The organism is Streptomyces sp. NPDC026500 (assembly GCF_055567635.1).
Map to the genome: position 1 here is coordinate 69039 of NZ_JBVHQB010000012.1, position 19871 is coordinate 88909.

Below are 19871 nucleotides of genomic sequence, written 5' to 3' on the forward strand. Positions count from 1 at the left end.
CGTGTGTCCTACTGGGCGGCACCCTGTGATCGCTGTCTCGCACGGCTGACGCATCCGCCATGAACAAGGCAAACTGGCCTCGTTGTACTGACAGTTCGGCAGGGGGACAGCGATGGACGGTGTGCCGCGAGTACCGAAGCAGTGGCACCCGGGCTCCGAGGAGCCCGCGGCGTTGCGCTTCAGCGTGCTCGGCCCGGTGCGCGCCTGGCTCGGGGACGACCCGCTTCCGGCCGGGTCCCCGCAGCAACGCGCCCTGCTGGCCGCGCTGCTGCTCCGCGACGGGCGTACGGCCACGGCCTCCGAGCTCATCGACGCCCTCTGGGGCGACGAGCCCCCTTCCCAGGCGCTGGCCGCCCTGCGGACGTACGCCTCACGCCTGCGCAAGACGCTCGGCGCCGAGGTCCTGGTGAGCGAGTCCGGCGGCTACGCGATCCGCTCCCTGCGCGATGGAGCGCTCGATCACGTACGCGCCCAGGAACTCGCCGCCGACGCCGAGAAGGCGCGCGGCACGGGCGACCGGTCACGCGCCCGCGACCTGCTCCGGGACGCCCTCGCGCTGTGGGACGGCGAACCGCTCGCGAGCATCCCCGGCCCCTACGCGGAGACGCAGCGGGCCCGTCTGGAGGAGTGGCGCCTGCAACTCCTCGAATCCCGGCTCGACATGGACCTGGAGCAGGGCTTCCACGCGGAGGCGGTCTCCGAACTCACGGCGCTCACCGCGGCGCATCCGCTGCGCGAACGCCTTCGTGAACTCCTGATGCTGGCGCTGTACCGCTCCGGCCGCCAGGCGGAAGCCCTCGCCGTGTACGCGGACACCCGGCGGCTGCTCGCCGACGAGCTGGGGGTGGACCCGCGGCAGGGCCTGAAGGAACTCCAGCAGCGCATACTCCAGGCGGACCCGGGCCTCGCGGAACCCTCCGCCCCGAAGGCGGAGCCTGCCGCCGCCCTCGTCCGCCCGCACCAACTCCCGGCAACCGTCACCGACTTCACCGGCCGGGCGTCCTTCGTGCAGGAACTGAGCGACGTCCTCGCCTCGGCATCCTCCGAAGAGGGCCGGGTCATGGCCGTCTCGGCGCTGGCGGGCATCGGGGGCGTGGGCAAGACGACGCTCGCGGTGCATGTGGCCCACCAGTCCCGTGCGGCCTTCCCCGACGGGCAGTTGTACGTCGACCTGCAGGGAGCCGGATCGCGGGCGGCCGAACCGGAGACGGTCCTCGGCGCCTTCCTGCGGGCCCTCGGCACGGCGGACTCGGCGATCCCGGACTCCCTGGAGGAACGCGCGGCCCTCTACCGCTCCGTCCTCGACGGCCGCCGCGTCCTGGTCCTGCTGGACAACGCCCGCGACGCCGCCCAGGTACGCCCGCTGCTGCCCGGCACCGAGGGCTGCGCCGCCCTGGTGACCTCGCGCATACGGATGGTGGACCTGGCCGGTGCCCATCTGGTGGACCTCGACGTGATGTCTCCCGAGGAGGCCCTGCAGCTCTTCACGAAGATCGTGGGCCAGGAACGGGTCGCCTCCGAGCGGGAGGCCGCCCTCGACGTGGTCGCTGCCTGCGGCTTCCTTCCCCTGGCCATCCGTATCGCGGCGTCCCGGCTCGCCGCCCGCCGCACCTGGACGGTGTCGGTGCTCGCGGCGAAGCTCGGCGACGAGCGCCGCCGGCTGGACGAGCTCCAGGCCGGGGACCTGGCCGTCAAGGCCACCTTCGAACTCGGCTACGGCCAGCTGGAGCCGGCCCAGGCCCGCGCCTTCCGCCTGCTGGGCCTCGCCGACGGCCCCGACATCTCCCTGGCGGCCGCGGCGGCGGTGCTCGACCTCCCGGCCGAGGCCACCGAGGACCTTCTGGAGTCCCTGGTCGACACCTCCCTCCTGGAGTCGGCGGCCCCCGGCCGCTACCGCTACCACGACCTCGTACGCCTCTACGCGCGTGCCTGCGCAGAACGCGACGAACAGCCCCCGAGCGAACGGGCGGCGGCCATGTCGCGGTTGCTGGACTTCTACCTGAGTACGGCGGCCGGGGTGTACGCGATCGAACGGCCCGGGGACCGCCTGGTGGATCACCTGGAGGCGACGGCTTACCCGGGCCTGTCCTTCGCGGACCGGCAGGCGTCCTGGGACTGGCTCTATTCGGAGGCCGTACCCCTTCTCGCCTGCGTACGGCAGTCGGCAGGCACGCGGACGCTCCGGCGCGCGATCGATCTCCTGTGGGCGGCGGTCGACCTTGCCGAGTCGGGGGCCAACTCGAAGGAGTACGAGGCGGCTGCCACCGCTCTACGGGACGCCGCCCGCGCGGCTTCGGACACACATGCGGTAGGGAGGGCAGGCGTCGTCCTGAGCAACGCGCTGCTGTTCTCGGGGGTGTTCGACCAGGCGTACCGGGAGGCCAAGGAGGCGCTCCGGCTCGCCGAGGCGTCCGCCGATCCGCTGCCCTGCTGTTGGGCGGCGAACATCCTCGGAAGCATTGCCTTCTACCAGAAGCGGTATACGGACGCAGAGGGGTACTTCAGCCGAGCCATCGAGGAGTTCCGTGGCTGCGGCGACCTGGCGGGGTCGGCGAGCCCGCTGTGCAACCTGTCGAGGCTCCATCTCGCGACGGGCCGCGCCGACAGCGCCGTCGTGCTCGCCGGCCAAGGCACCGAGATCTACGAGACGCTGGGTCACTCACTTCGCGTGGCAAACGGCCGCTACGCGCTCGGGATGGCCCTCGGCAAGAGCGGTCGCCACACCGACGCCACGACCGAACTCGAAGAAGCGCTGCGGGTCTTCCGCGACAGCCGCCAGCGCCTGTGGGAGGGAATGGCCCTCTGTCGGCTGGCGGAGGTCGACCTGGAGGCCCGCAAGCCGGCCCGGGCGGCCAGCAACGCCGAGATGGCACTCACGGTGCTGCGCGGCATCGGCGGGGAATGGCGCCGGGGCAACGTACTGACCGTACTGGGCAAAGCACTGAACGGAATTGGCCAGTCCGGCAGGGCCCAGGTCTGCTGGCGCGAAGCCCTGGAGATCTACGAGAAGTTGGATTCGCCGGAGACCGCCGAGGTCCGCGCGCTCCTGACTCCCATCGCCGCCTAGGTGCGGCGGGCGTTCATCGTTCGTTTATCGCCGCCCGGCAGTCTCTCTGTTGTCGATCCGTCGCGTCGGGGGGCAGACGGACCGCCGGAGTGGTCGCCGAACTCACAGTTTAGGGTTGGCGATCCGAGTGGCCCGCCCGGCCGTCCTCGGGGGAATGGCCGGGCGGGCCCCACAGTCCCAGAAGAAGCCACAAGGGGAGGCAGCACCATGAGCGAGACCGAGAAGCCGATCGCCGAGCCGGACAACACTCACGTCACGGGCGGTGAGGACGGCGAGCAGATCACGCCGATGAACACCCACGTGACGAGCAGCCCGATCAAGCCGCTGAGCGCGACCGACGGCGAGGCCACTCCGGACAACACCCACGTGACGGACGAGCCGGTCTAAGTCCCATCCCGGGGGGGGCGGACTTACACCACACGGGGATCGGCCGCGGCGGCGCGGAGGGGGAGCCGCCGCGGCCGCCGTGTGTCCGGGGGCAGTACGCACGTGGTGTGCTGGGGGTGGTGCGGCGGCGGGACGCCGGCCTACAGCCCCCGGACCGCCACCCTGGGCCCGCACAGCTTCTTCAGGTCGTCCTCGTCCGACGTGTAGAGGACCACGTTGCCGCGCTGCCGCTCGGCGATGGCCGCCAGGGCCGCGTCGATGGCGTACTTGTGGCCGTGCAGTCCGCTCTCCGCCAGCAACGCGATCGCGCCATCGGCGATCTCCCGCGTCACGGGTTCGACGACGATACGGGACATCACCCAGGACCAGGCCGACCGCTTCACCTGGCCTTGGTAGGCTCGATCAGGGACATGGAACTGGTCACGACACCGATTCCGGCCCGGTGCGCATCCACGAGCCGGGCGGTCATCCGTCGTTCGCGCAGCGCCGCCCGGGACAGGGCCTCGCAGTCCAGCACATAGATGTCGGTGCTCATCAACCCGCCATCGGCAGGCTGGATCCGCCCGTGCCGGACGCGGCATCACGCTCGGTGAAGTAGCGGTCGAGCTCGCGCCGCTCGGCCTCGGCCGCCGCCAGCTCCTCCTCCGTGAGGGGCCCGCCCTCCTCCTGCATCCATACCACCAGCTCCCGGAGCCGGTCCCGCTCCCGCTGGCGCTCTATGGCCTGACTGACATACGCGCTGAAGCCCCCCGGCCCCACCTCGCGCCGGATCTCCTCGGCGAGCTCCTCCGGCAGCGTGACGGTGCACTTCTTGGTTGCCATACCGATTGCCATACCAACCTCACCGCGCCCGCAGCTCTCCCTTGACCACCTTCCCGCTCGCGTTCCGCGGCAGTTCGCCGACGAACTCGACCGTGCGCGGGACCTTGTAGTTGGCCATCTCGCGGCGGGACCAGGCGATGAGGTCGTCGGCCGTGAGGACCGAGTGCGGGCGGCGGACGACGTAGGCCTTGCCGACCTCGCCCAGCCGGCTGTCGGGTATGCCGATGACCGCCACGTCGGCGACGTCGGGGTGGAGGCCGAGGAGCTGCTCGATCTCCGCGGGGTAGGCGTTGAAGCCGCCGACGATGTACATGTCCTTGATGCGGTCGGTGATGCGGAGGTTGCCCTCGGGGTCGAGGACGCCCACGTCGCCGGTGCGCAGCCAGCCGTCCTCGGACAGGACCGCCGCCGTGGCCTCGGCGTCCTCGAAGTAGCCCCTCATCACGTTGAAGCCGCGGACCAGGACCTCGCCGGGAGAGCCGGGGGCGGCCGGGGCTCCCGAGGCGTCCACCACCCGCACCTCGGTGTCCGGGATCGTCCGGCCCGAGGTCGAGGCGATCACCGCGGGCGGGTCTCCCCTGCGGCACATCGTGACGATGCCGCTCGCCTCGGAGAGCCCGTAGGCCGTCAGGACCGTGTCCACGCCGAGTTCCGTACGCAGGCGTTCCACCAGGCGCAGCGGCACCACCGCCGCACCCGTGACCACCAGGCGCAGAGCCGAAAGGTCGTACGAGTCCCGGGAGGGGTGGTCCAGCAGCGACTGGTGGAGGGTGGGCGGGCCGGGGAGGACGGAGACGCGTTCCGCGGCCACGTTCGCGAGCACCGTGTCCACGTCGAACACCGGCTGGGGGATCATCGTCGCCCCGCGCATCAGGCAGGCGATGATGCCGGCCTTGTAGCCGAAGGTGTGGAAGAAGGGGTTCACGATCAGGTAGCGGTCGCCCTCGCGCAGGCCGGCGAGGTCGCTCCAGATCTCGTAGCCGCGCAGCGTCTGCGCGTGCGTGATCAGGGCGCCCTTCGGGCGGCCCGTGGTGCCCGACGTGAAGATGATGTCCGAGGGCAGGGCGCCGGACACGGCCGCGCCCCGACGGCGTACGTCGTCCCGCCCCACACCCTCTCCGTCCGCCAGGAAGTCCTTCCAGGTACGGAAGTCGGCGGGGGCGTCGTCCGCGAGGACCACCACCTGCTCCAGGTGCGGGAGGCCGGGGAGCGGGCCGATCCCGCCCGCGGTGTCGGTGTCGGTGTCGGCTCTGGTGCCGGGGCCCGTTTCCGGGGGCTCCCCCGCCGCCCGGCGCAGCGACGCCACGTACGAGGTGCCGAGGAACGTTCCCGTCACGAACAGCAGCTTCGCCCGGCTCCTGGCCAGTACGTACGCCGCCTCGGCGCCCTTGAAGCGGGTGTTGAGGGGGACGAGGACCGCGCCCGCGGACACCGCGCCGAGGGCGGAGACGATCCAGTCGAGGGTGTTCGGGGCCCAGATGGCCACCCGGTCGCCGACGCGTACACCGCTCGCCATGCAGGCCGCCGCCGCGCGTTCCACACGGGCGCCCAACTCCTCGTAGGAGATGCGCGTCCGGCCCTCGACGACCGCCTCGCGGTCCGCGAAACGGGCCGCCGCCGACCGTACAAGACCCGGGACGCCGCCCCACTCCAGGTCACCGCGCATCGCGTACCTCCCGCCCGAACAGCACTAGCTGACTGACCGTCAGATTAGCTGTAGCCTGACGGCCTGTCAGCAGCCGGGACCGTGTGCGGAGGTCACCCATGCCAGGGATCAAGGACGCCACAGCCGTCGTCGGAATAGGACAGACCCCCTTCGCCAAACAACTCCCCGAGTCCGAGAAGGCCTTGGCCTGCCGTGTGATCCTCGCCGCCCTCGACGACGCCGGTATCGCGCCCGCCGAGGTCGACGGGCTGGCCTCCTACACCATGGAGGAGACCGACGAGGTGGAGGTCGCCAAGGCCGTCGGGCTCGGCGACCTCACCTTCTTCGGCAAGGTCGGTTACGGAGGCGGCGGTTCCTGCGCCACCGTCGCGCATCTCGCCGCCGCCATCGCCGCCGGTCAGGCGACGGTGGGCGTGGCCTGGCGCTCGCGCAAGCGGGGCAGCGGGCCGCGTCCCTGGAAGAACACGGCCGTCCAGCTCCCCACCCCGGCGCAGTGGACCCGGCCCTTCGGGCTGCTGCGGCCCGCCGACGAGATCGGGATGCTCGCCCGCCGGTACATGCACGAGTACGGGGCGACCCGCGACCACCTGTTCAACGTGGCCCTGGCCTGCCGCAACCGCGCCAACCAGAACCCCGCCGCGATGATGTACGAACGCCCGCTGACCCGCGAGATGTACATGACCTCCCGCTGGATCAGCGAACCCCTCTGCCTCTTCGACAACTGTCTGGAGACGGACGGCGCCCTGGCCTGCGTGATCGTCTCCGCCGAGCGGGCCCGCGACTGCCGGCAGCGTCCCGTGTACGTCCATTCCGCCGCCCAGGGCCTCCCCGCCGAGCACCACGGCATGGTCAATTACTGGAACGACGACCCGCTCACCGGACCCGCCTGGACCGCCGCCCGACACCTGTGGAAACACGCCGACTTCACGCCCGAGGACGTGGACGTGGCGCAGATCTACGACGCGTTCACGCCTCTCATCCCGCTCTCGCTGGAGGGATACGGCTTCTGCGGGCGGGGTGAGGGCGCGGCCTTCACCGAGGGCGGAGCGCTGGAGATCGGCGGACGGCTGCCCGTGAACACCGGGGGCGGCGGGCTCAGCGAGGCCTATGTGCACGGCTTCAACCTCATCAACGAGGGCGTGAAGCAGTTGCGGGGCACGAGTACGGCACAGGTGCCGGGGGCGGCCACCTGCCTGGTCACAGCGGGGGAAGGGGTCCCCACCTCCGCACTCCTGCTGAGGAGCTGAGGAGCCGAGATGAACGAGATGGCCGAGCTGAACGGGATGGCCGAGCTGAGCAAGACGGACGAGCCGGGCAGGACGGACGAGCCCCTCCTGTCTCCCGTCCTCGACGACGACGGCGCGCCCTTCTGGCAGTACGCCGCCCGGGGCGAACTCCGCGTCCAGTCCTGCGCCGACTGCGGTGAACTCCGCTTTCCGCCCCGCCCCTGCTGCCCGCACTGCCACTCCTTCGCGAGCGAGTGGCGAAGGATGAGCGGGCTGGGCCGGATCTGGTCGTACGTCGTCCCGCATCCCCCGCTCCTTCCCGCCTACGCGGCGCGGGCCCCGTACAACGCGATCGTGGTGGAGCTCGCCGACGCGCCACGGATACGGCTGGTCGGAAATCTGGTGAGCGGGCCGGACGATCCCATCAACTCCGTTCCACCGGAACGGATTCGGATCGGCGCACGGGTGCAGGCGGTGTTCACCGAGGTGAACGGCGTGACCGTCCCGCGCTGGGTCCTGGAGCGGACGTGAACGGGGACGCGGGTGAAAGCAGGGACAGGGCCGGGGCGGGGGCGAACGCGAGTGCGGGAGGGGCGGGATCGGGCTCGGGCAGTGCGGCGGCCGCCGGTCCGGCGAGCAACGGCGAGGCGGTGAACGGCGAGCGCGCGGCAGGCGCGGGCTCCGTCGAGGCCGGCGGGGCGAAGGGCGGCGGGCTCGCGGTGAGCGTCGACAAGGACGCCGGTGTCGCCGTTCTCACGCTCGACCGGCCGGACCGGCTCAACGCCATCGACCTCGGCACGGCGGCCGAACTGGTCGCCGCCTGGCGCGAGTTCCGGTTCGACGACACCGTACGGGCGCTCGTCGTCACCGGCGCGGGACGGCGGGCCTTCTGCACCGGGATCGACCGGGGTGTCGATGTTCCGCAGCCCAACTCCCCCTACATGGTGGACGACCCGCTCGCCACGATCGGCCCGAAGGCCAACGACCTGTGGAAGCCGGTGATTGTTGCCGTGAACGGGATGGCGTGCGGCGGCGCCTTCTACCTGCTCGGCGAGGCTGAGTTCGTGGTCGCCGACGAGGAGGCGACCTTCTTCGACCCGCACACGACGTACGGAATGGTCAGCGCGTACGAGTCCGTCTACCTCGCGCAGCGGATGCCGTTCGGGGAGGTGGCGCGGATGGCGCTGATGGGGACCGCCGAGCGGATCTCCGCGCGGCGGGCGTACGAGGTGGGGCTGGTGTCCGAACTCACCTCTCCGGGCGGGGCGTTGGCGGCGGCCCTCGAGTGCGCGAAGGTCATCGCGTCCTACCCGGCCGAAGCCGTCCAGGGGACGGTACGCGCGCTGTGGCTGGCGCAGGAGGCGACCCGTGCTGCGGCCCTCGCGCACGCCCCGCACCTCGTCACCCTCGGCAACCTCCCGGGCGAGCGGCAGGCGGGACTGTTCTCGGCACGGCGACGGGGGTTCCGACTGCGCTAGGGCCTGTCCGACCCTTCGCGTCGGATCGACCGCGGCGTCCGGTGCCGTGCGTCGCAAGGCGGAGGGATCGCCCTCGTACCGGGCGTACTCGGGCGTGCCCGACAACGCGGCGTGGGGGTCCCCCCTGCTCGAAGAGCTTGGGGGAGTGCGGTGCCAGGCGCCGTGGGCCCGGCGGGAACGGTCGGACAGGCCCTAGGGAGCGTCGCGCCGGGCCGGGCCGTCGCTCCGTGTGGCGGGTTGGTCACGCCGGGCGTAGCGTCGGCAGCCGGAGCGGCTTCCCGCAGGCCGCTCGCGCGAACGACGGCCGCCGTCCGGAGATCCTTCCGTGCCCGGTACGGCGGCCGTCACAGAGGTCCCGGGCGGAGCCGTCTCACGTCGTGCGGGCCGTCCCGGTCCCCTTCTCCGCGTCCAGCGCGTAGACGCAGCGATCCTTGCTGCACGCGTACACGACACCGTCCTTGACCACGGGCGCCCCGGTGATCTCACCGCCGGTGGCCAGCTTCCAGCGCAGGCGCCCGTCGTCGGCCTTCAGGGTGTACAGGAGATGGTCCGTGGAGCCGAAGTGGATACGGCCCTCGGCCACCACCGGGGCGCCGACCAGGTCGCCCCCGGCCTGGAAGCGCCACTTCGGGGTGCCGGTGACGGCGTCCAGCGTGTACAGGCCCTTGCCGCTGCCCACATGGACGTGTCCGGCGGCGACGAGGACCGGCTCCGTGGAGGCACGGGACTCGGTGGCGATGCGCCAGCGGTCGCGGCCGTCGGTCGCGTCGAGGGCGTACACCGTGCCGAGGTAGTCGGCGAGGTAGACGCCACCGCCCGTCACCGCGGGGCCCTGAGCGAAGGTGGGCGGGCAGAGGAAGACGGCCGGGGCCTCGAAGTGCCAGCGGACGTGACCGCTGGCCACGTCGACGGCGAGGACGCGGGTGCCGGCGCAGATGTAGACGTAGCCGTCGGGCGCGTGGGTCATGCGGACCGGTACACCGCCGCAGGAGGCCGCGTCGCCGATCGGGTACGACCAACGCTCCTCGCCCGTACGGGCCTCCAGCGCACGCAGCCGCGCGTCCTTCCAGACGTACACCGTGCCGTCGTGGATCGCCGGACCGGCCTCCGGGGACTCGAAGTCCGTCTGAGCGCCGCTGATCTCCCAGAGCTTCTGGCCGTTCGAGGCCTCCCACGCCTGGACGCCGCCCCCGCGCGTGCCGGTGACGACCGTTCCGCGCTCGGCCTGCAGGGAGTAGACCCAGGCGTCGGTGGACAGGCGCCAGAGGTCCGCGCCCTCCCTGGCTTCGAGCGCAAACAGCGTGGGCCCGTCGGACGCGTGGATGCGGCCGTCCGCCACGGCCATCGACCAGGCCACGTCACGGGTCTTGAAACGGCGGCGGCCGGTCGCGACGTCGAGGGCGTGGACTTCGAAGGAGGTGACGTAGACGAGGTCGTCGGCGACCGAGGGAGTGCCCCAGACATCGTTCGACATACGAAAGCGCCAGGGGCGCCAGCCGGCCGACGAGTCGGGCACGGGGGGCGCGACCGTGGGCACGGGCGCCGGTTCGGCGCCGTTCACGCCGATACGCGGCCGGGACCAGGACGCCGCGAGCCCGGCCTCCGGGGGCGGCGCCTTCACGGCCGCCGCACGGGCGTCCAGGACCCGCGGGCCGGGACCGATGGGTACCTTGGCGCCCGCGAGGCGCACGGGGCCGGTGTCGGGCGCTCCCACGGGCACCGGGGCGTGCGAAGGGGGCGGAGGAACCACTGCGCGCCCCCCGCCACTGCGTCCGCTCCCCCCGGCCGGCGGCTTGACCGGCGGACGGCCGCCGCGGCGCGTCTCGATCAGGCCCACCGCCCGCTCGGGCAGCCACGCCGACGCCGTACCGCTGTCGTCGGAGCCGGAGCCGAAGAGGTGGGGTGCCAGCTGTGCCTGGAGGTCGGCGGGGTTGGGGCGGGCCGTGGCGTCCATCTGCATGCAGGACTCGATGAGCGGGCGCAGCTCATCGGGGAGGCCTTCGAGGTCCGGGCCCTCGCGGAGCAGCATGAAGACCGTCTCCACGGGGTTGGCGCCATGGAAGGGGGCGTGTCCGGTGGCCGCGAAGACGAGCATCGAGCCGAGCGAGAAGACGTCACTCGCGCCGGTGACGCTGCGCGAGTCCTTCGCCTGCTCGGGCGACATGTAGGCGGGGGTGCCGACGGCGACATTGGTCATGGTCAGACGGGTGTTCGAGACGCCGGACGCGATACCGAAGTCGATCACGCGCGGTCCGTCCTCGACCACCAGGACATTGGAGGGCTTCAGGTCGCGGTGGACGAGTCCCGCGCCGTGGATCGACTGCAGCGCCTCCGCGACGCCGGCCGCCAGCCAGCGCACCGCCTGGGCCGGGAGCGGCCCGCACTCATTCACTATTTCTTCGAGCGAGGGCGCGGGCACGTAGGCGGTGGCCAGCCACGGCACCGCGGCACGGGCGTCGGCGTCGACCACGGCCGCCGTGTAGAAGCCCGAAACGGCGCGGGCCGCCTCGACCTCGCGCGAGAAGCGGACCCGGAACAACTGGTCCTCGGCGAGCTCCGTCCTGACCGTCTTGATCGCCACGCGTCGGCCGGAAGCCGAGCGCGCGAGATAGACCAGCCCCATGCCGCCGGCACCCAGCCGTCCCAGCACCTCGAACGGCCCGATCCGGCGCGGATCGTGCTGCGTCAGCTGATCCACCACTTGCCTGCCACCTCCCCGTACGGGTCGCGTCATCCACGTATGAACGCGGCCCAGTGCAGCGTCTCACCACCGCACCGCCATGGCGGCACGCACCCCGATTCTTCCTGGCCGAGCCGCCGGTTGCGAACCAGGGGGCGGATCGGGGTGTCTCGTGACAAACCAACCGCCCCGTTCAGAAGTACGGCCGCCAGGGCGCGACGGTTCAGGGCCGAAATGCGCCCCTCACCCCAGAAGTACCCCGCCCCGCACCCCCAGAAGTGCCGTCCCTCACTTCGAAATACCGCACCCCTCATCGCAGAAGCGTTTCGGCCCATGTCGTCGAAGCGATCGTCCAAGCAATTTAACGTTGAAGCATCGTCAGTACTGAAGAGGTGTCACGGCTGGTCGAAGCACGTTCACCGTTCAAGTACCGCGAACGACGCACCCTGGTTGTCCGTGACGACGGCCAGCCGCCCGTACGACGTGTCGAAGGGTGTCACCTGGACACGGCCGCCGAGCCGGTTCACCGTCCCGAGTGTTTCCTCGCAGTCCTCGACTCCGAAATGGACGAGGAAGTGGGGAGGCATCTCGGCCGGAAAGACGCTCGATACGGGGACGCGGCCGAAATCGGGCGTCGCGTCGGGCCCGAACAGCGCGTCGTGGAACAGGGCGCCGTAGAAGCGGTCGACGGTCGCGGTGTCGCGCGCGTACAGCTCGGCCCAGCAGAACGTGCGCCGCTCGTGGCGCTTGGCGAAGCCCGCGTGGGAGCCGGGCTGCCACAGGCCGAAGACGGCGCCCTCCGGGTCGGTGGCGAGGGCGGCCGTGCCCAGCTCGCCCGACGCTCCGGCCTCGGTGGGCGCGGTGATGATCTGGCCGCCCGCCTCCGTGATCCGCCGGGTGAGCGCCACGGCGTCCGGCGTCGCGAAGTACACCGTCCACACGGTGGGCATCCGGCCGTCCCGCTTGGGCGTGAGCGCCGCTACCGGCTCACCGTCCAGCTCCGCCCAGCCCGCCGGGCCGGACTCCTCGGGGAACGTCCAGCCGAAGAGCTCACCGTAGAAGCGCTTGCCCGCCTCGACGTCGGGGAGCTGTGCGTCGATCCAGCAGGGCACACCCTCGGAGAACTCGGCGACAACGGCGGATTCGGCCATGCGGCCAAGCTAACGGCCCTTTCCGCATCCCGCAGGGCATGCGCACCTGCTCCGGTGACGCCCGCCCCCTGCTCAGGGGGCCGCAGGGGAACGTTCGCGCCATTTCCGGGGAGGCCGGGCGGGAACGCGAGCGGCCCTCCCGGGGGCTGGACGGGACACGAGCGGCCTTCCCTGAGAGGCCGCTCGGGAAGGCGAGCGGTCTTTCCCCGGGACGACCGCACAGGAGGGTCGCGCATCACGCCCGGAGCGAACGTACGGGAGGTGGAGCATCACGCCGGGGCGACCGCACGGGGCTCGTGATCACGCCTGCGGCGACCGTACGGGAACCCGTGCACCCTACCGTACGGGAACCCGTGCACCGTCCCGGGGTGTCCGTACGAGAAGGCCCCGACCGTCCACGGGCATCCGCACCGGAACGCGCGAACCGTTGCCTGGGGTTCGCGTGCCGCCTCAGGGAATGCCGGAGAACCCCTCGGAGTCCCTGGTGAACCCCCCGTTGAACCCCCGCTGAACCCCCGCGATGTACGGCCGCACCCCATTTGCAGTCGGCCGAATCGCGCTCCGATCACCCCTCGGTAAGCTGACGGCATGACAGGACAAGTGCGTACCGTCGACGGCCGCGTGGCCGGACGACGTGGGCAGGCGACCCGGCAGAAGCTGCTCGACTGCCTCAGCGAGATGCTCAGCTCCTCGCCCTACCGGGATGTCAAAGTCATTGACGTCGCCCGGAAGGCAGGCACTTCACCGGCGACCTTCTACCAGTACTTCCCGGACGTCGAAGGCGCCGTCCTGGAGATTGCCGAGCAAATGGCCGCCGAGGGCGCGGGGTTGACCCAGTTGCTCGAAGGGCGTTCCTGGGTCGGCAAAGCCGGTTGGCAGACCGCGCAGGAACTCGTCGACGGCTTCCTGGAGTTCTGGCGGAAGAACGACGCGATCCTTCGAGTCGTCGATCTCGGTGCCGCCGAAGGCGACAAGCGGTTCTACAAGATCCGCATGAAGATCCTGAACTCCGTGAACAACTCCCTCACTGACTCGGTCACCGATCTCCAGGCCAAGGGCAAGGTCGACAAGGACGTGAACCCGGCCGCGATGGCCGGTTCCCTCGTCGCCATGCTCGCGGCGGTCGCCTCGCACCAGAAGGGGTTCCAGAGCTGGGGCGTCAAGCAGGCCGAACTCAAGCCGAACCTAGCGCTGTTGGTGTATCTGGGCGTGACCGGAAAGAAGCCGACGAAGTAGATTCCCGCATCCGAACGCCCCAGCTCCTGTCATGCGGGCGGCAGTTCATTCCGGAGGAACATTCCGGTGGACTGCCGCCCGCTGCGCTGTACGGGCGAGGAGGACCGGCCGTGGTCGTCCACGGGAACCCCTGACCGCCACCGGACCAGGCGGACCGGGCGGACCCGGCCGGACCCGGCTCACCGAACGGACCGAACGATCGGCCGGACCGTCGTTCAGCCCGACCGTCGTTCAGCCCGACCGGACCTCGCCTTCCGCGGTATCGGCAGGCACCGGGCGGCGCACGATTCTGAAAAGCCGTATCTCCCGGTCCACCCGGGCCTGATAGGTGGCGTACGGCGGCCAGAACGCCAGCGCCGCCCTCCAGACCGCGGCCCGTTCCTCACCCGTGAGGAGTCGGGCGGTCACGGGAATGTCCTCGCCCTTCCAGTTGATGACCGCGTCGGGATGGGCGAGCAGATTCGCGGTCCAGGCGGGGTGGTCCGTACGGCCGAAGTTGGACCCGACGAGGATCCAGCCGGCCCCCGCCGCCGCACTCGAGCCGGCATCCGGCACCGCACCCGACACCGCACCCGAGCGGGCACCCGGCACCGCACCCGGCGCATCGCGCTCCGGCATGCACGCCAGCGGGGTGCGGCGCTCCAGGCCGCTCTTGGCGCCGCGCACGGTGAGGACGACCCCCGGCAGCATCTGCGCGCTGAGCAGCACCTTGCAGCGCGTGAGCCGGTGCACGGCACGGTCGAGGGCCGGGATGAGGTGAGGAGCCACTCTGGCGAAGGTCCGGGTGGAGGACACCCTCTGCACCAGCCGCACGCCGGGCATCCTTCTCGCCCCGGTCCCCGTACCCGCCCTTCCACCGGCGCCGGATCCCGCACCGCTCTCCGCGCCGCTCCCCGTTCGCGAACGCCTCGCCGCCGCCATCAGACCGTCACCTCTCCGCCGTCGAAGAGACGCGCGACGTCGGCGGCGTGGGCGCGCAGCCGGTGCACGGGGCCGAAGAGCAGTTCGTCGCCGGACGCGCGCTTGAAGTAGAGATGGGCGTCGTGCTCCCAGGTGAAGCCGATGCCGCCGTGCAGTTGGATGCCCTCGGAGGCGGCGGTGCGCAGGGACTCCAGCGCCTGGGCCAGCGCGAGCCCGCCCACGCGCTCGCCGCCCGTCCCGGTGGCCCACGCCGCGTAGTACGCCGCCGAGCGCGCCGACTGCACGCCCACGTACACGTCCGCGAGCCGGTGCTTGACCGCCTGGAAGGAGCCGATCGCCCGCCCGAACTGCTCACGCCGGCGCACGTATTCGACGGTGCGTTCCAGCGCGCGGTCGGCGGCGCCCACGGCCTCCACGGCGAGGACGGCGGCGGCGGTGTCCCCGACGGCGGCCAGCGCGGCGGGCACGTCGGCCTGTTCGTCGCCCAGCAACTCGGCTTCCACGTCCCGCAGTTCGAGCCGGGCCTGTGGCCGTGTCGCGTCCAAGGACGTCTGCCGAGCGCGTACGAGCCCGTCGGCATCGGACCTCACCAGGAACAGCAGCGTCCGCGACCGCGCGAACCCGCCGGTGTGCGCGGCCACGACCAGCAGCCCGGCGCTGTGCCCGTCGAGCACCTGCGCCGCCTGCCCGTAGAGCCGCCAGGCACCATCCACCCGGCGCGCCTGGACACCCCCGGCGCGTCCGCCGCCGGCCCAGTCGCCGTGGTTGTCGCCGACCAGCCCGAGAGCGGTGGCGAGGCCCGCGCCGGGTATCGCGAGGGCGGCGGTCGGCGTGCCCGAGGCCAGCGCCGGCAACAGGGCGGCTCGCTGGGCCTCTGTGCCGAGGGCCAGGATCAGCGGGGCGGCGAGGACGGCGGTGGACAGCAGTGGTGAGGGGGCGAGAGCACGGCCCGACTCCTCGCAGGCGAGGGCGAGTTCGGTCATCGAGCAGCCGACACCCCCGTATGTCGCGGGGAGGGCGAGTCCGGGCAGCCCGAGCTGCTGAGCGAGGGCTTCCCAGAGCGCCGGGTCGTAGCCGCCCGGGGTCTGCTCGGCGGTCCTCAGCTCCTCCGAGCCGCACCGTTTCACGAGCAACTCCCGCAGCGTACGGCGGATTTCCTCCTGCTCCGCGGTGAGATGGGCATCCATGGGCGGGCTCCTCCCTCGTCGGGCAGCGAGACGGCTGGACAGCGGGACAGCGGGGCGGCAAGGCACCTGGACAGCGGGACGGCCGGGCAGCGGACTCCCGGATCTGACGGGCCGTCATGTTAGGGCGGGGGGTTCCAGATGCACAGGGGTGCGACCACCTCCCGGCGAGGCAGTTATCCGATGCAGTCATCTGATGTACCGTCAGATTCATGACTCACGCCACCCCGGGCCACAGCCGTCGAAAGGTCGCCGTCGTCGGCATATCCCTGTCCGACTGCGGCCGCGTGGACGAGGCGACCCCGTACGCGCTGCACGCCCAGGCGGCGCGCCGCGCGCTGGCCGACTCCGGCCTGGACCGTTCGGTGATCGACGGCTTCGCGTCGGCGGGGCTCGGCACGCTCGCACCCGTCGAAGTGGCCGAATACCTGGGGCTGCGGCCCACGTGGGTCGACTCGACCTCCGTCGGCGGGTCCACCTGGGAGGTCATGGCGGCCCACGCGGCCGACGCCATCGCGGCGGGCCACGCCGACGCCGTCCTGCTCGTCTACGGCTCCACCGCCCGCGCCGACATCAGGGCGGGCCGCCGCACCGGCAACCTGTCCTTCGGCGCCCGGGGCCCGCTCCAGTTCGAGGTCCCCTACGGCCACACGCTCATCGCCAAGTACGCGATGGCCGCACGCCGCCACATGCACACGTACGGCACCACCCTCGAACAGCTCGCCTCGGTCGCCGTCCAGGCCCGCGCGAACGCCGCCCACAACCCGGAGGCGATGTTCCGCGCCCCGGTCACCGTCGACGACGTCCTGTCGGGGCCGATGATCGCGGACCCCTTCACCAAGCTGCACTGCTGCATCCGCTCCGACGGCGGCGCGGCGGTGCTGCTGGCCGCCGAGGAGTACGTGCGCGACTGCCGTACGGTCCCGGTGTGGGTGCTCGGCACCGGCGAGCACGTCTCCCACACCACCATGTCCGAGTGGGCGGACTTCACCGTCTCCCCGGCGGCGGTGAGCGGCCGGCTCGCCTTCGAACGCGCCGGAATCCGCCCGGCCGAGATCGACTTCGCCGAGATCTACGACGCCTTCACCTACATGACCCTCGTGACCCTGGAGGACCTCGGCTTCTGCGCCAAGGGCGAGGGCGGCGCCTTCGTGGACGCCGCGAAGGGGCGGCTGCTGGTGGACGGGGAACTGCCGGTGAACACCGACGGGGGCGGTCTGTCGGCCCAACACCCTGGAATGCGCGGCCTGTTCCTGCTCGTGGAGGCCGTACGGCAGCTGCGGGGCGAGGTCCCGGAGCAACGGCAGGTACGACGTCCCGACGGCACGCTGCCCGAGCTGGCGGTGGCGTCCGGGACGGGGGGCTGGTTCTGCTCGTCGGGGACGGTGGTGCTGGGGCGGGGGTGAGGGCTCGGCACGCGACGCGGGGCGCGAGGGGCATGAGGGGTGGGTGCGAGCACCTTCACACGGCGGTGTCGACCCGTCCCGAGTGATACTCGGTGCCATGGAACCGGATCTTCATGAGCTGCTGAGATCGCTGCGGGTGTGGGACACGGAGCTGCCCGGCTTCGCACCGGAGGAGGCACCGGCGGACCCGCTGGCCCTGTTCACCCGGTGGTTCGCGGAGGCGGTGGCGGCCGGGCAGACCGAGCCGCACACGGTGTCGCTGGCGACGGCCGACGAGGACGGGCTGCCCGACGTCCGGACGGTGATGCTGCACGGCGCGGACGACCGGGGCTGGGCGTTCGCCTCGCACATGACGAGCCGCAAGGGACGCCAGCTGACCGCGCGGCCGTACGCCGCTCTCGGCTTCTACTGGCCCGCGCAGGGGCGCCAGATCCGGCTCCGCGGCCCTGTCACGGTCGCACCGCCCGAGGAGGGCCAGGCGGACCTGCACGCCCGGTCCACCGGTGCGCTGGCCGCCGCGCTGGTGGGGCACCAGAGCGAAGTCCTGCCTTCCCGGGCGGAGTTGGACCGGGCGTCGGAACTGGCCTGGGAACGGGCCGAGAGCGCCCCGGACTCCCCCGCCCCCACCTGGACCCTCTACCGCCTGCGCCCGGACGAAGTCGAGTTCTTCCAGGGTGACGCCCGCCGACGCCACGCCCGGCTCGTCTACCGCCGCGCGGACGCCGGCTGGTCCACCGAACTGCTGTGGCCGTGACACCGGCGACGACCACGGACGCGACGGCCTGCTCGTCGCTCCTGGGTGTCGCCCTCCGCGTCGCCTACACGTCGTACGTGAAGTCGTATGTCGCGAAGTCCGAGACGGGGCGGTAGCCGATGCGCCGGTACAGGCCGTTGCTGGTCGGATTGGCGAGGTCGGTGAAGAGGAGCACCTCCTGGAGGCCGGCGGCGACCGCGGCGCGGCTCACCTCGGCGGTGACGGCACCGGCGTACCCCCGGCCGCGCAGGTGGGCCGGGGTGTAGACGGGGGCGACGCGGAGCTGTCCGGCGATCGGGGGTGTCGCGCCCGCCATGGCGACGGGGGTGCCGTCCGGGGTCTCCCAGAGGGTGATGCCGCCGTAGGAGATCCGGTCGTCGGCCCAGGCGCCGCCGTCGCGGTGAGCGCCTTCGCCGATCGTCTCGGCGAACTCCGTGTACCAGCGGGCGAGCAGGTCCCGGTCGGCCTCGCCCGCGACCCTGGCCCGGCCGGGCGGCGCGGGCTCGGGCACCGTCAGGTCGCCGAGCCGGTAGAGCCGCTCGCCGCGCAGCAGCGCGGCCGTCGCTCCGGTCCGCCGCTGCCAGGCCTCCACGAAGGCCGCCACGGTGTCGGTGTCGGCGGAGACACCGGGCACCTCGATCTCCGCGTCCGCGAGCAGCGCGGCGAGCGCGCCCGCGCCCCGCTCGTCCAGCGGCGTGACGTTCAGCCGGTACGGCGGCGTGCGGAAGAAGGCCGCCCGGACCGCCCCGTCCCGCTCCAGGAACCCGAAGACCGGCGCGCTCCCTCCGAACCCGTCCATGCCGCGCCTTCGCAGCGCGTCCGTCACGGTCAGCGCGACGGTGTGCTGCGCGGGCCGCGACCGGAGAAAGTCTCCGGCCGTGCCGAGAAACACGTCGAGGTCACGGGTGAGCTGCCAGTCGTACGTCACGGAGGAGGTCATGTCCGATGATCCCGTGCGACCACCGCGCCGTGCCTCCGATTTTTCGGCGGGCGCCGACCTCGTCCACCAGGGCCTGTCGACCGTTCCCGCCGGGCCGCGACGCCTGGCACCGCACTCCCCCAAGCTCTTCGAGCAGGGGGGACCCCCACGCCGCGGTGTCGGGCACGCCCGAGTACGCCCGGTACGAGGGCGACCCTCCCTCTCGCGATGCACGGCACCGGACGCCGGGCCCGATCCGACGCGCATGGTCGGACAGGCCCTAGCCGGCCGGCGCCGGGTCCGGATCCGACGACAGCCGGCCGTGCAGGTGGACGTCGCGGAACGCGTCGTGGCGGCCCGCCTCGAACATCGCGCCGCGCAGGGTCCCCTCGTACCGGAATCCGCAGCGCTCGGCGACCCGACAGGACACCTCGTGGCCCACGGCGTGGCCGAGTTCGAGGCGGTGCAGGGCGAGATCGACGAAGCTGTAGCGGGCGGCGAGGGTGAGGGCGCGGGTGGCGACCCCGCGGCCGCGGGAGTCCGGGAGGACCCAGTAGCCGACTCGGGCGCAGCCCATCACGTGGTCGATCTCGTTGACGCCGATGTGGCCCAGTGTCTCGCCGGTCTCGGCGTCGGTGACGCAGAAGGAGACCCCGGTGCCGCTCGTCGCGGCGGCGACACGCCTCCCGAGCGCCTCACGGGCTGCGTCGATGTCCCGGACGGACTTGAGCGGGGTGTTCCAGCGCTGTAACTCCGGATCGGCCAGCCCGCGCAGATACGCAGAGACATCGGCGTCGGACTCCGGGTCCCAGGGGCGCAGCAGCAGACCGAGGCCTGCCAGCTCGGGGAAGGGATGGACAGCGAACTGCTCATGGACGGACATCCAACTATTCAAACCCGTTCACGCCCTCAGGTCACTCCCACAACGGACCGGGCTTTCGGAAGGACCCCGCGGCAGCCCGGCTTCCGGTCGG

18 protein-coding genes are annotated in these 19871 nt (G+C 72.0%); 8 read left to right on the forward strand and 10 right to left on the reverse strand.

Translation table 11 applies throughout. The features are described 5' to 3' along the window. Window positions 1–112: 112 nt before the first annotated feature. Both afsR and ACZ4N5_RS22355 read left to right on the forward strand, forming a co-directional pair. Complete coding sequence (gene afsR / locus ACZ4N5_RS22350) at window positions 113–3067, forward strand: SARP-family global regulator AfsR (protein ID WP_467758813.1); 2955 nt, start codon at window positions 113–115, stop codon at window positions 3065–3067. Between the two features lie 207 nt (window positions 3068–3274). Continuing rightward, window positions 3275–3454: a hypothetical protein gene (locus ACZ4N5_RS22355; protein ID WP_467758814.1), complete on the forward strand. Its 180-nt coding sequence runs from the start codon at window positions 3275–3277 to the stop codon at window positions 3452–3454. Between the two features lie 140 nt (window positions 3455–3594). Here the strand turns inward: ACZ4N5_RS22355 and ACZ4N5_RS22360 are convergent, their stop codons facing one another. Genes ACZ4N5_RS22360 through ACZ4N5_RS22375 form a run of 4 tightly spaced genes read right to left on the reverse strand, consistent with a single transcriptional unit; the run spans window position 3595 to window position 5942 of the window. Beyond that, a complete protein-coding gene (locus tag ACZ4N5_RS22360; RefSeq protein WP_467758815.1) occupies window positions 3595–3837 on the reverse strand; it encodes a hypothetical protein in 243 nt (80 codons plus the stop codon). After that, window positions 3834–3989: a hypothetical protein gene (locus tag ACZ4N5_RS22365; protein WP_467758816.1), complete on the reverse strand. Its 156-nt coding sequence runs from the start codon at window positions 3987–3989 to the stop codon at window positions 3834–3836. Before ACZ4N5_RS22365 ends, ACZ4N5_RS22360 begins: the two co-directional genes overlap by 4 nt. Next, complete coding sequence (locus ACZ4N5_RS22370; protein WP_467758817.1) at window positions 3989–4276, reverse strand: ribbon-helix-helix domain-containing protein; 288 nt, start codon at window positions 4274–4276, stop codon at window positions 3989–3991. The genes ACZ4N5_RS22365 and ACZ4N5_RS22370 overlap by 1 nt, the downstream gene beginning before the upstream one ends. Window positions 4277–4295: 19 nt before the next feature. Next, window positions 4296–5942, reverse strand: a complete 1647-nt coding sequence (locus ACZ4N5_RS22375) for a fatty acid--CoA ligase family protein (protein ID WP_467758818.1) — start codon at window positions 5940–5942, stop codon at window positions 4296–4298. 98 nt (window positions 5943–6040) lie between these two features. Here ACZ4N5_RS22375 and ACZ4N5_RS22380 point away from each other — a divergent pair, with 98 nt between their 5' ends. The 3 genes from ACZ4N5_RS22380 (at window position 6041) to ACZ4N5_RS22390 (ending at window position 8646) form a co-directional block, all read left to right on the forward strand. Further along, complete coding sequence (locus tag ACZ4N5_RS22380) at window positions 6041–7189, forward strand: lipid-transfer protein (RefSeq protein WP_467758819.1); 1149 nt, start codon at window positions 6041–6043, stop codon at window positions 7187–7189. 36 nt (window positions 7190–7225) lie between these two features. Then, window positions 7226–7699: a Zn-ribbon domain-containing OB-fold protein gene (locus ACZ4N5_RS22385; protein ID WP_467758982.1), complete on the forward strand. Its 474-nt coding sequence runs from the start codon at window positions 7226–7228 to the stop codon at window positions 7697–7699. 188 nt (window positions 7700–7887) lie between these two features. Next, entirely contained in the window at window positions 7888–8646 is a 759-nt protein-coding gene (locus ACZ4N5_RS22390) for an enoyl-CoA hydratase/isomerase family protein (RefSeq protein ID WP_467758983.1), read from the forward strand. Between the two features lie 370 nt (window positions 8647–9016). On the opposite strand, the gene ACZ4N5_RS22395 is transcribed toward ACZ4N5_RS22390, so the two are convergent. Both ACZ4N5_RS22395 and kbpA read right to left on the reverse strand, forming a co-directional pair. Beyond that, entirely contained in the window at window positions 9017–11347 is a 2331-nt protein-coding gene (locus ACZ4N5_RS22395) for an outer membrane protein assembly factor BamB family protein (RefSeq protein ID WP_467758820.1), read from the reverse strand. A 395-nt stretch (window positions 11348–11742) separates the two neighbouring features. Further along, window positions 11743–12477, reverse strand: coding sequence for an AfsK-binding protein KbpA (gene kbpA, locus ACZ4N5_RS22400; RefSeq protein ID WP_467758821.1), 735 nt, complete (start codon window positions 12475–12477; stop codon window positions 11743–11745). Between the two features lie 588 nt (window positions 12478–13065). Between kbpA and ACZ4N5_RS22405 the strand changes: the two genes are divergently transcribed. Further along, window positions 13066–13713, forward strand: coding sequence for a TetR/AcrR family transcriptional regulator (locus ACZ4N5_RS22405; RefSeq protein WP_261701778.1), 648 nt, complete (start codon window positions 13066–13068; stop codon window positions 13711–13713). 231 nt (window positions 13714–13944) lie between these two features. Here the strand turns inward: ACZ4N5_RS22405 and ACZ4N5_RS22410 are convergent, their stop codons facing one another. Together ACZ4N5_RS22410 and ACZ4N5_RS22415 are read right to left on the reverse strand one after the other, a co-directional pair. Then, window positions 13945–14535, reverse strand: coding sequence for a nitroreductase family deazaflavin-dependent oxidoreductase (locus tag ACZ4N5_RS22410; protein ID WP_467758822.1), 591 nt, complete (start codon window positions 14533–14535; stop codon window positions 13945–13947). Between the two features lie 98 nt (window positions 14536–14633). Then, entirely contained in the window at window positions 14634–15821 is a 1188-nt protein-coding gene (locus ACZ4N5_RS22415; protein ID WP_467758823.1) for an acyl-CoA dehydrogenase family protein, read from the reverse strand. A 209-nt stretch (window positions 15822–16030) separates the two neighbouring features. Between ACZ4N5_RS22415 and ACZ4N5_RS22420 the strand changes: the two genes are divergently transcribed. After that, window positions 16031–17224 (forward strand): thiolase C-terminal domain-containing protein, encoded by a 1194-nt coding sequence (locus ACZ4N5_RS22420; RefSeq protein WP_467758824.1) that lies wholly within the window; start codon window positions 16031–16033, stop codon window positions 17222–17224. Window positions 17225–17321: 97 nt separating this feature from the next. Continuing rightward, a complete protein-coding gene (locus ACZ4N5_RS22425) occupies window positions 17322–17978 on the forward strand; it encodes a pyridoxine/pyridoxamine 5'-phosphate oxidase (protein ID WP_467758825.1) in 657 nt (218 codons plus the stop codon). Between the two features lie 64 nt (window positions 17979–18042). On the opposite strand, the gene ACZ4N5_RS22430 is transcribed toward ACZ4N5_RS22425, so the two are convergent. Further along, window positions 18043–18918, reverse strand: coding sequence for a GNAT family N-acetyltransferase (locus ACZ4N5_RS22430; protein ID WP_467758826.1), 876 nt, complete (start codon window positions 18916–18918; stop codon window positions 18043–18045). Window positions 18919–19177: 259 nt separating this feature from the next. Beyond that, complete coding sequence (locus ACZ4N5_RS22435; protein ID WP_467758827.1) at window positions 19178–19780, reverse strand: GNAT family N-acetyltransferase; 603 nt, start codon at window positions 19778–19780, stop codon at window positions 19178–19180. Between the last annotated feature and the right edge of the window lie 91 nt (window positions 19781–19871).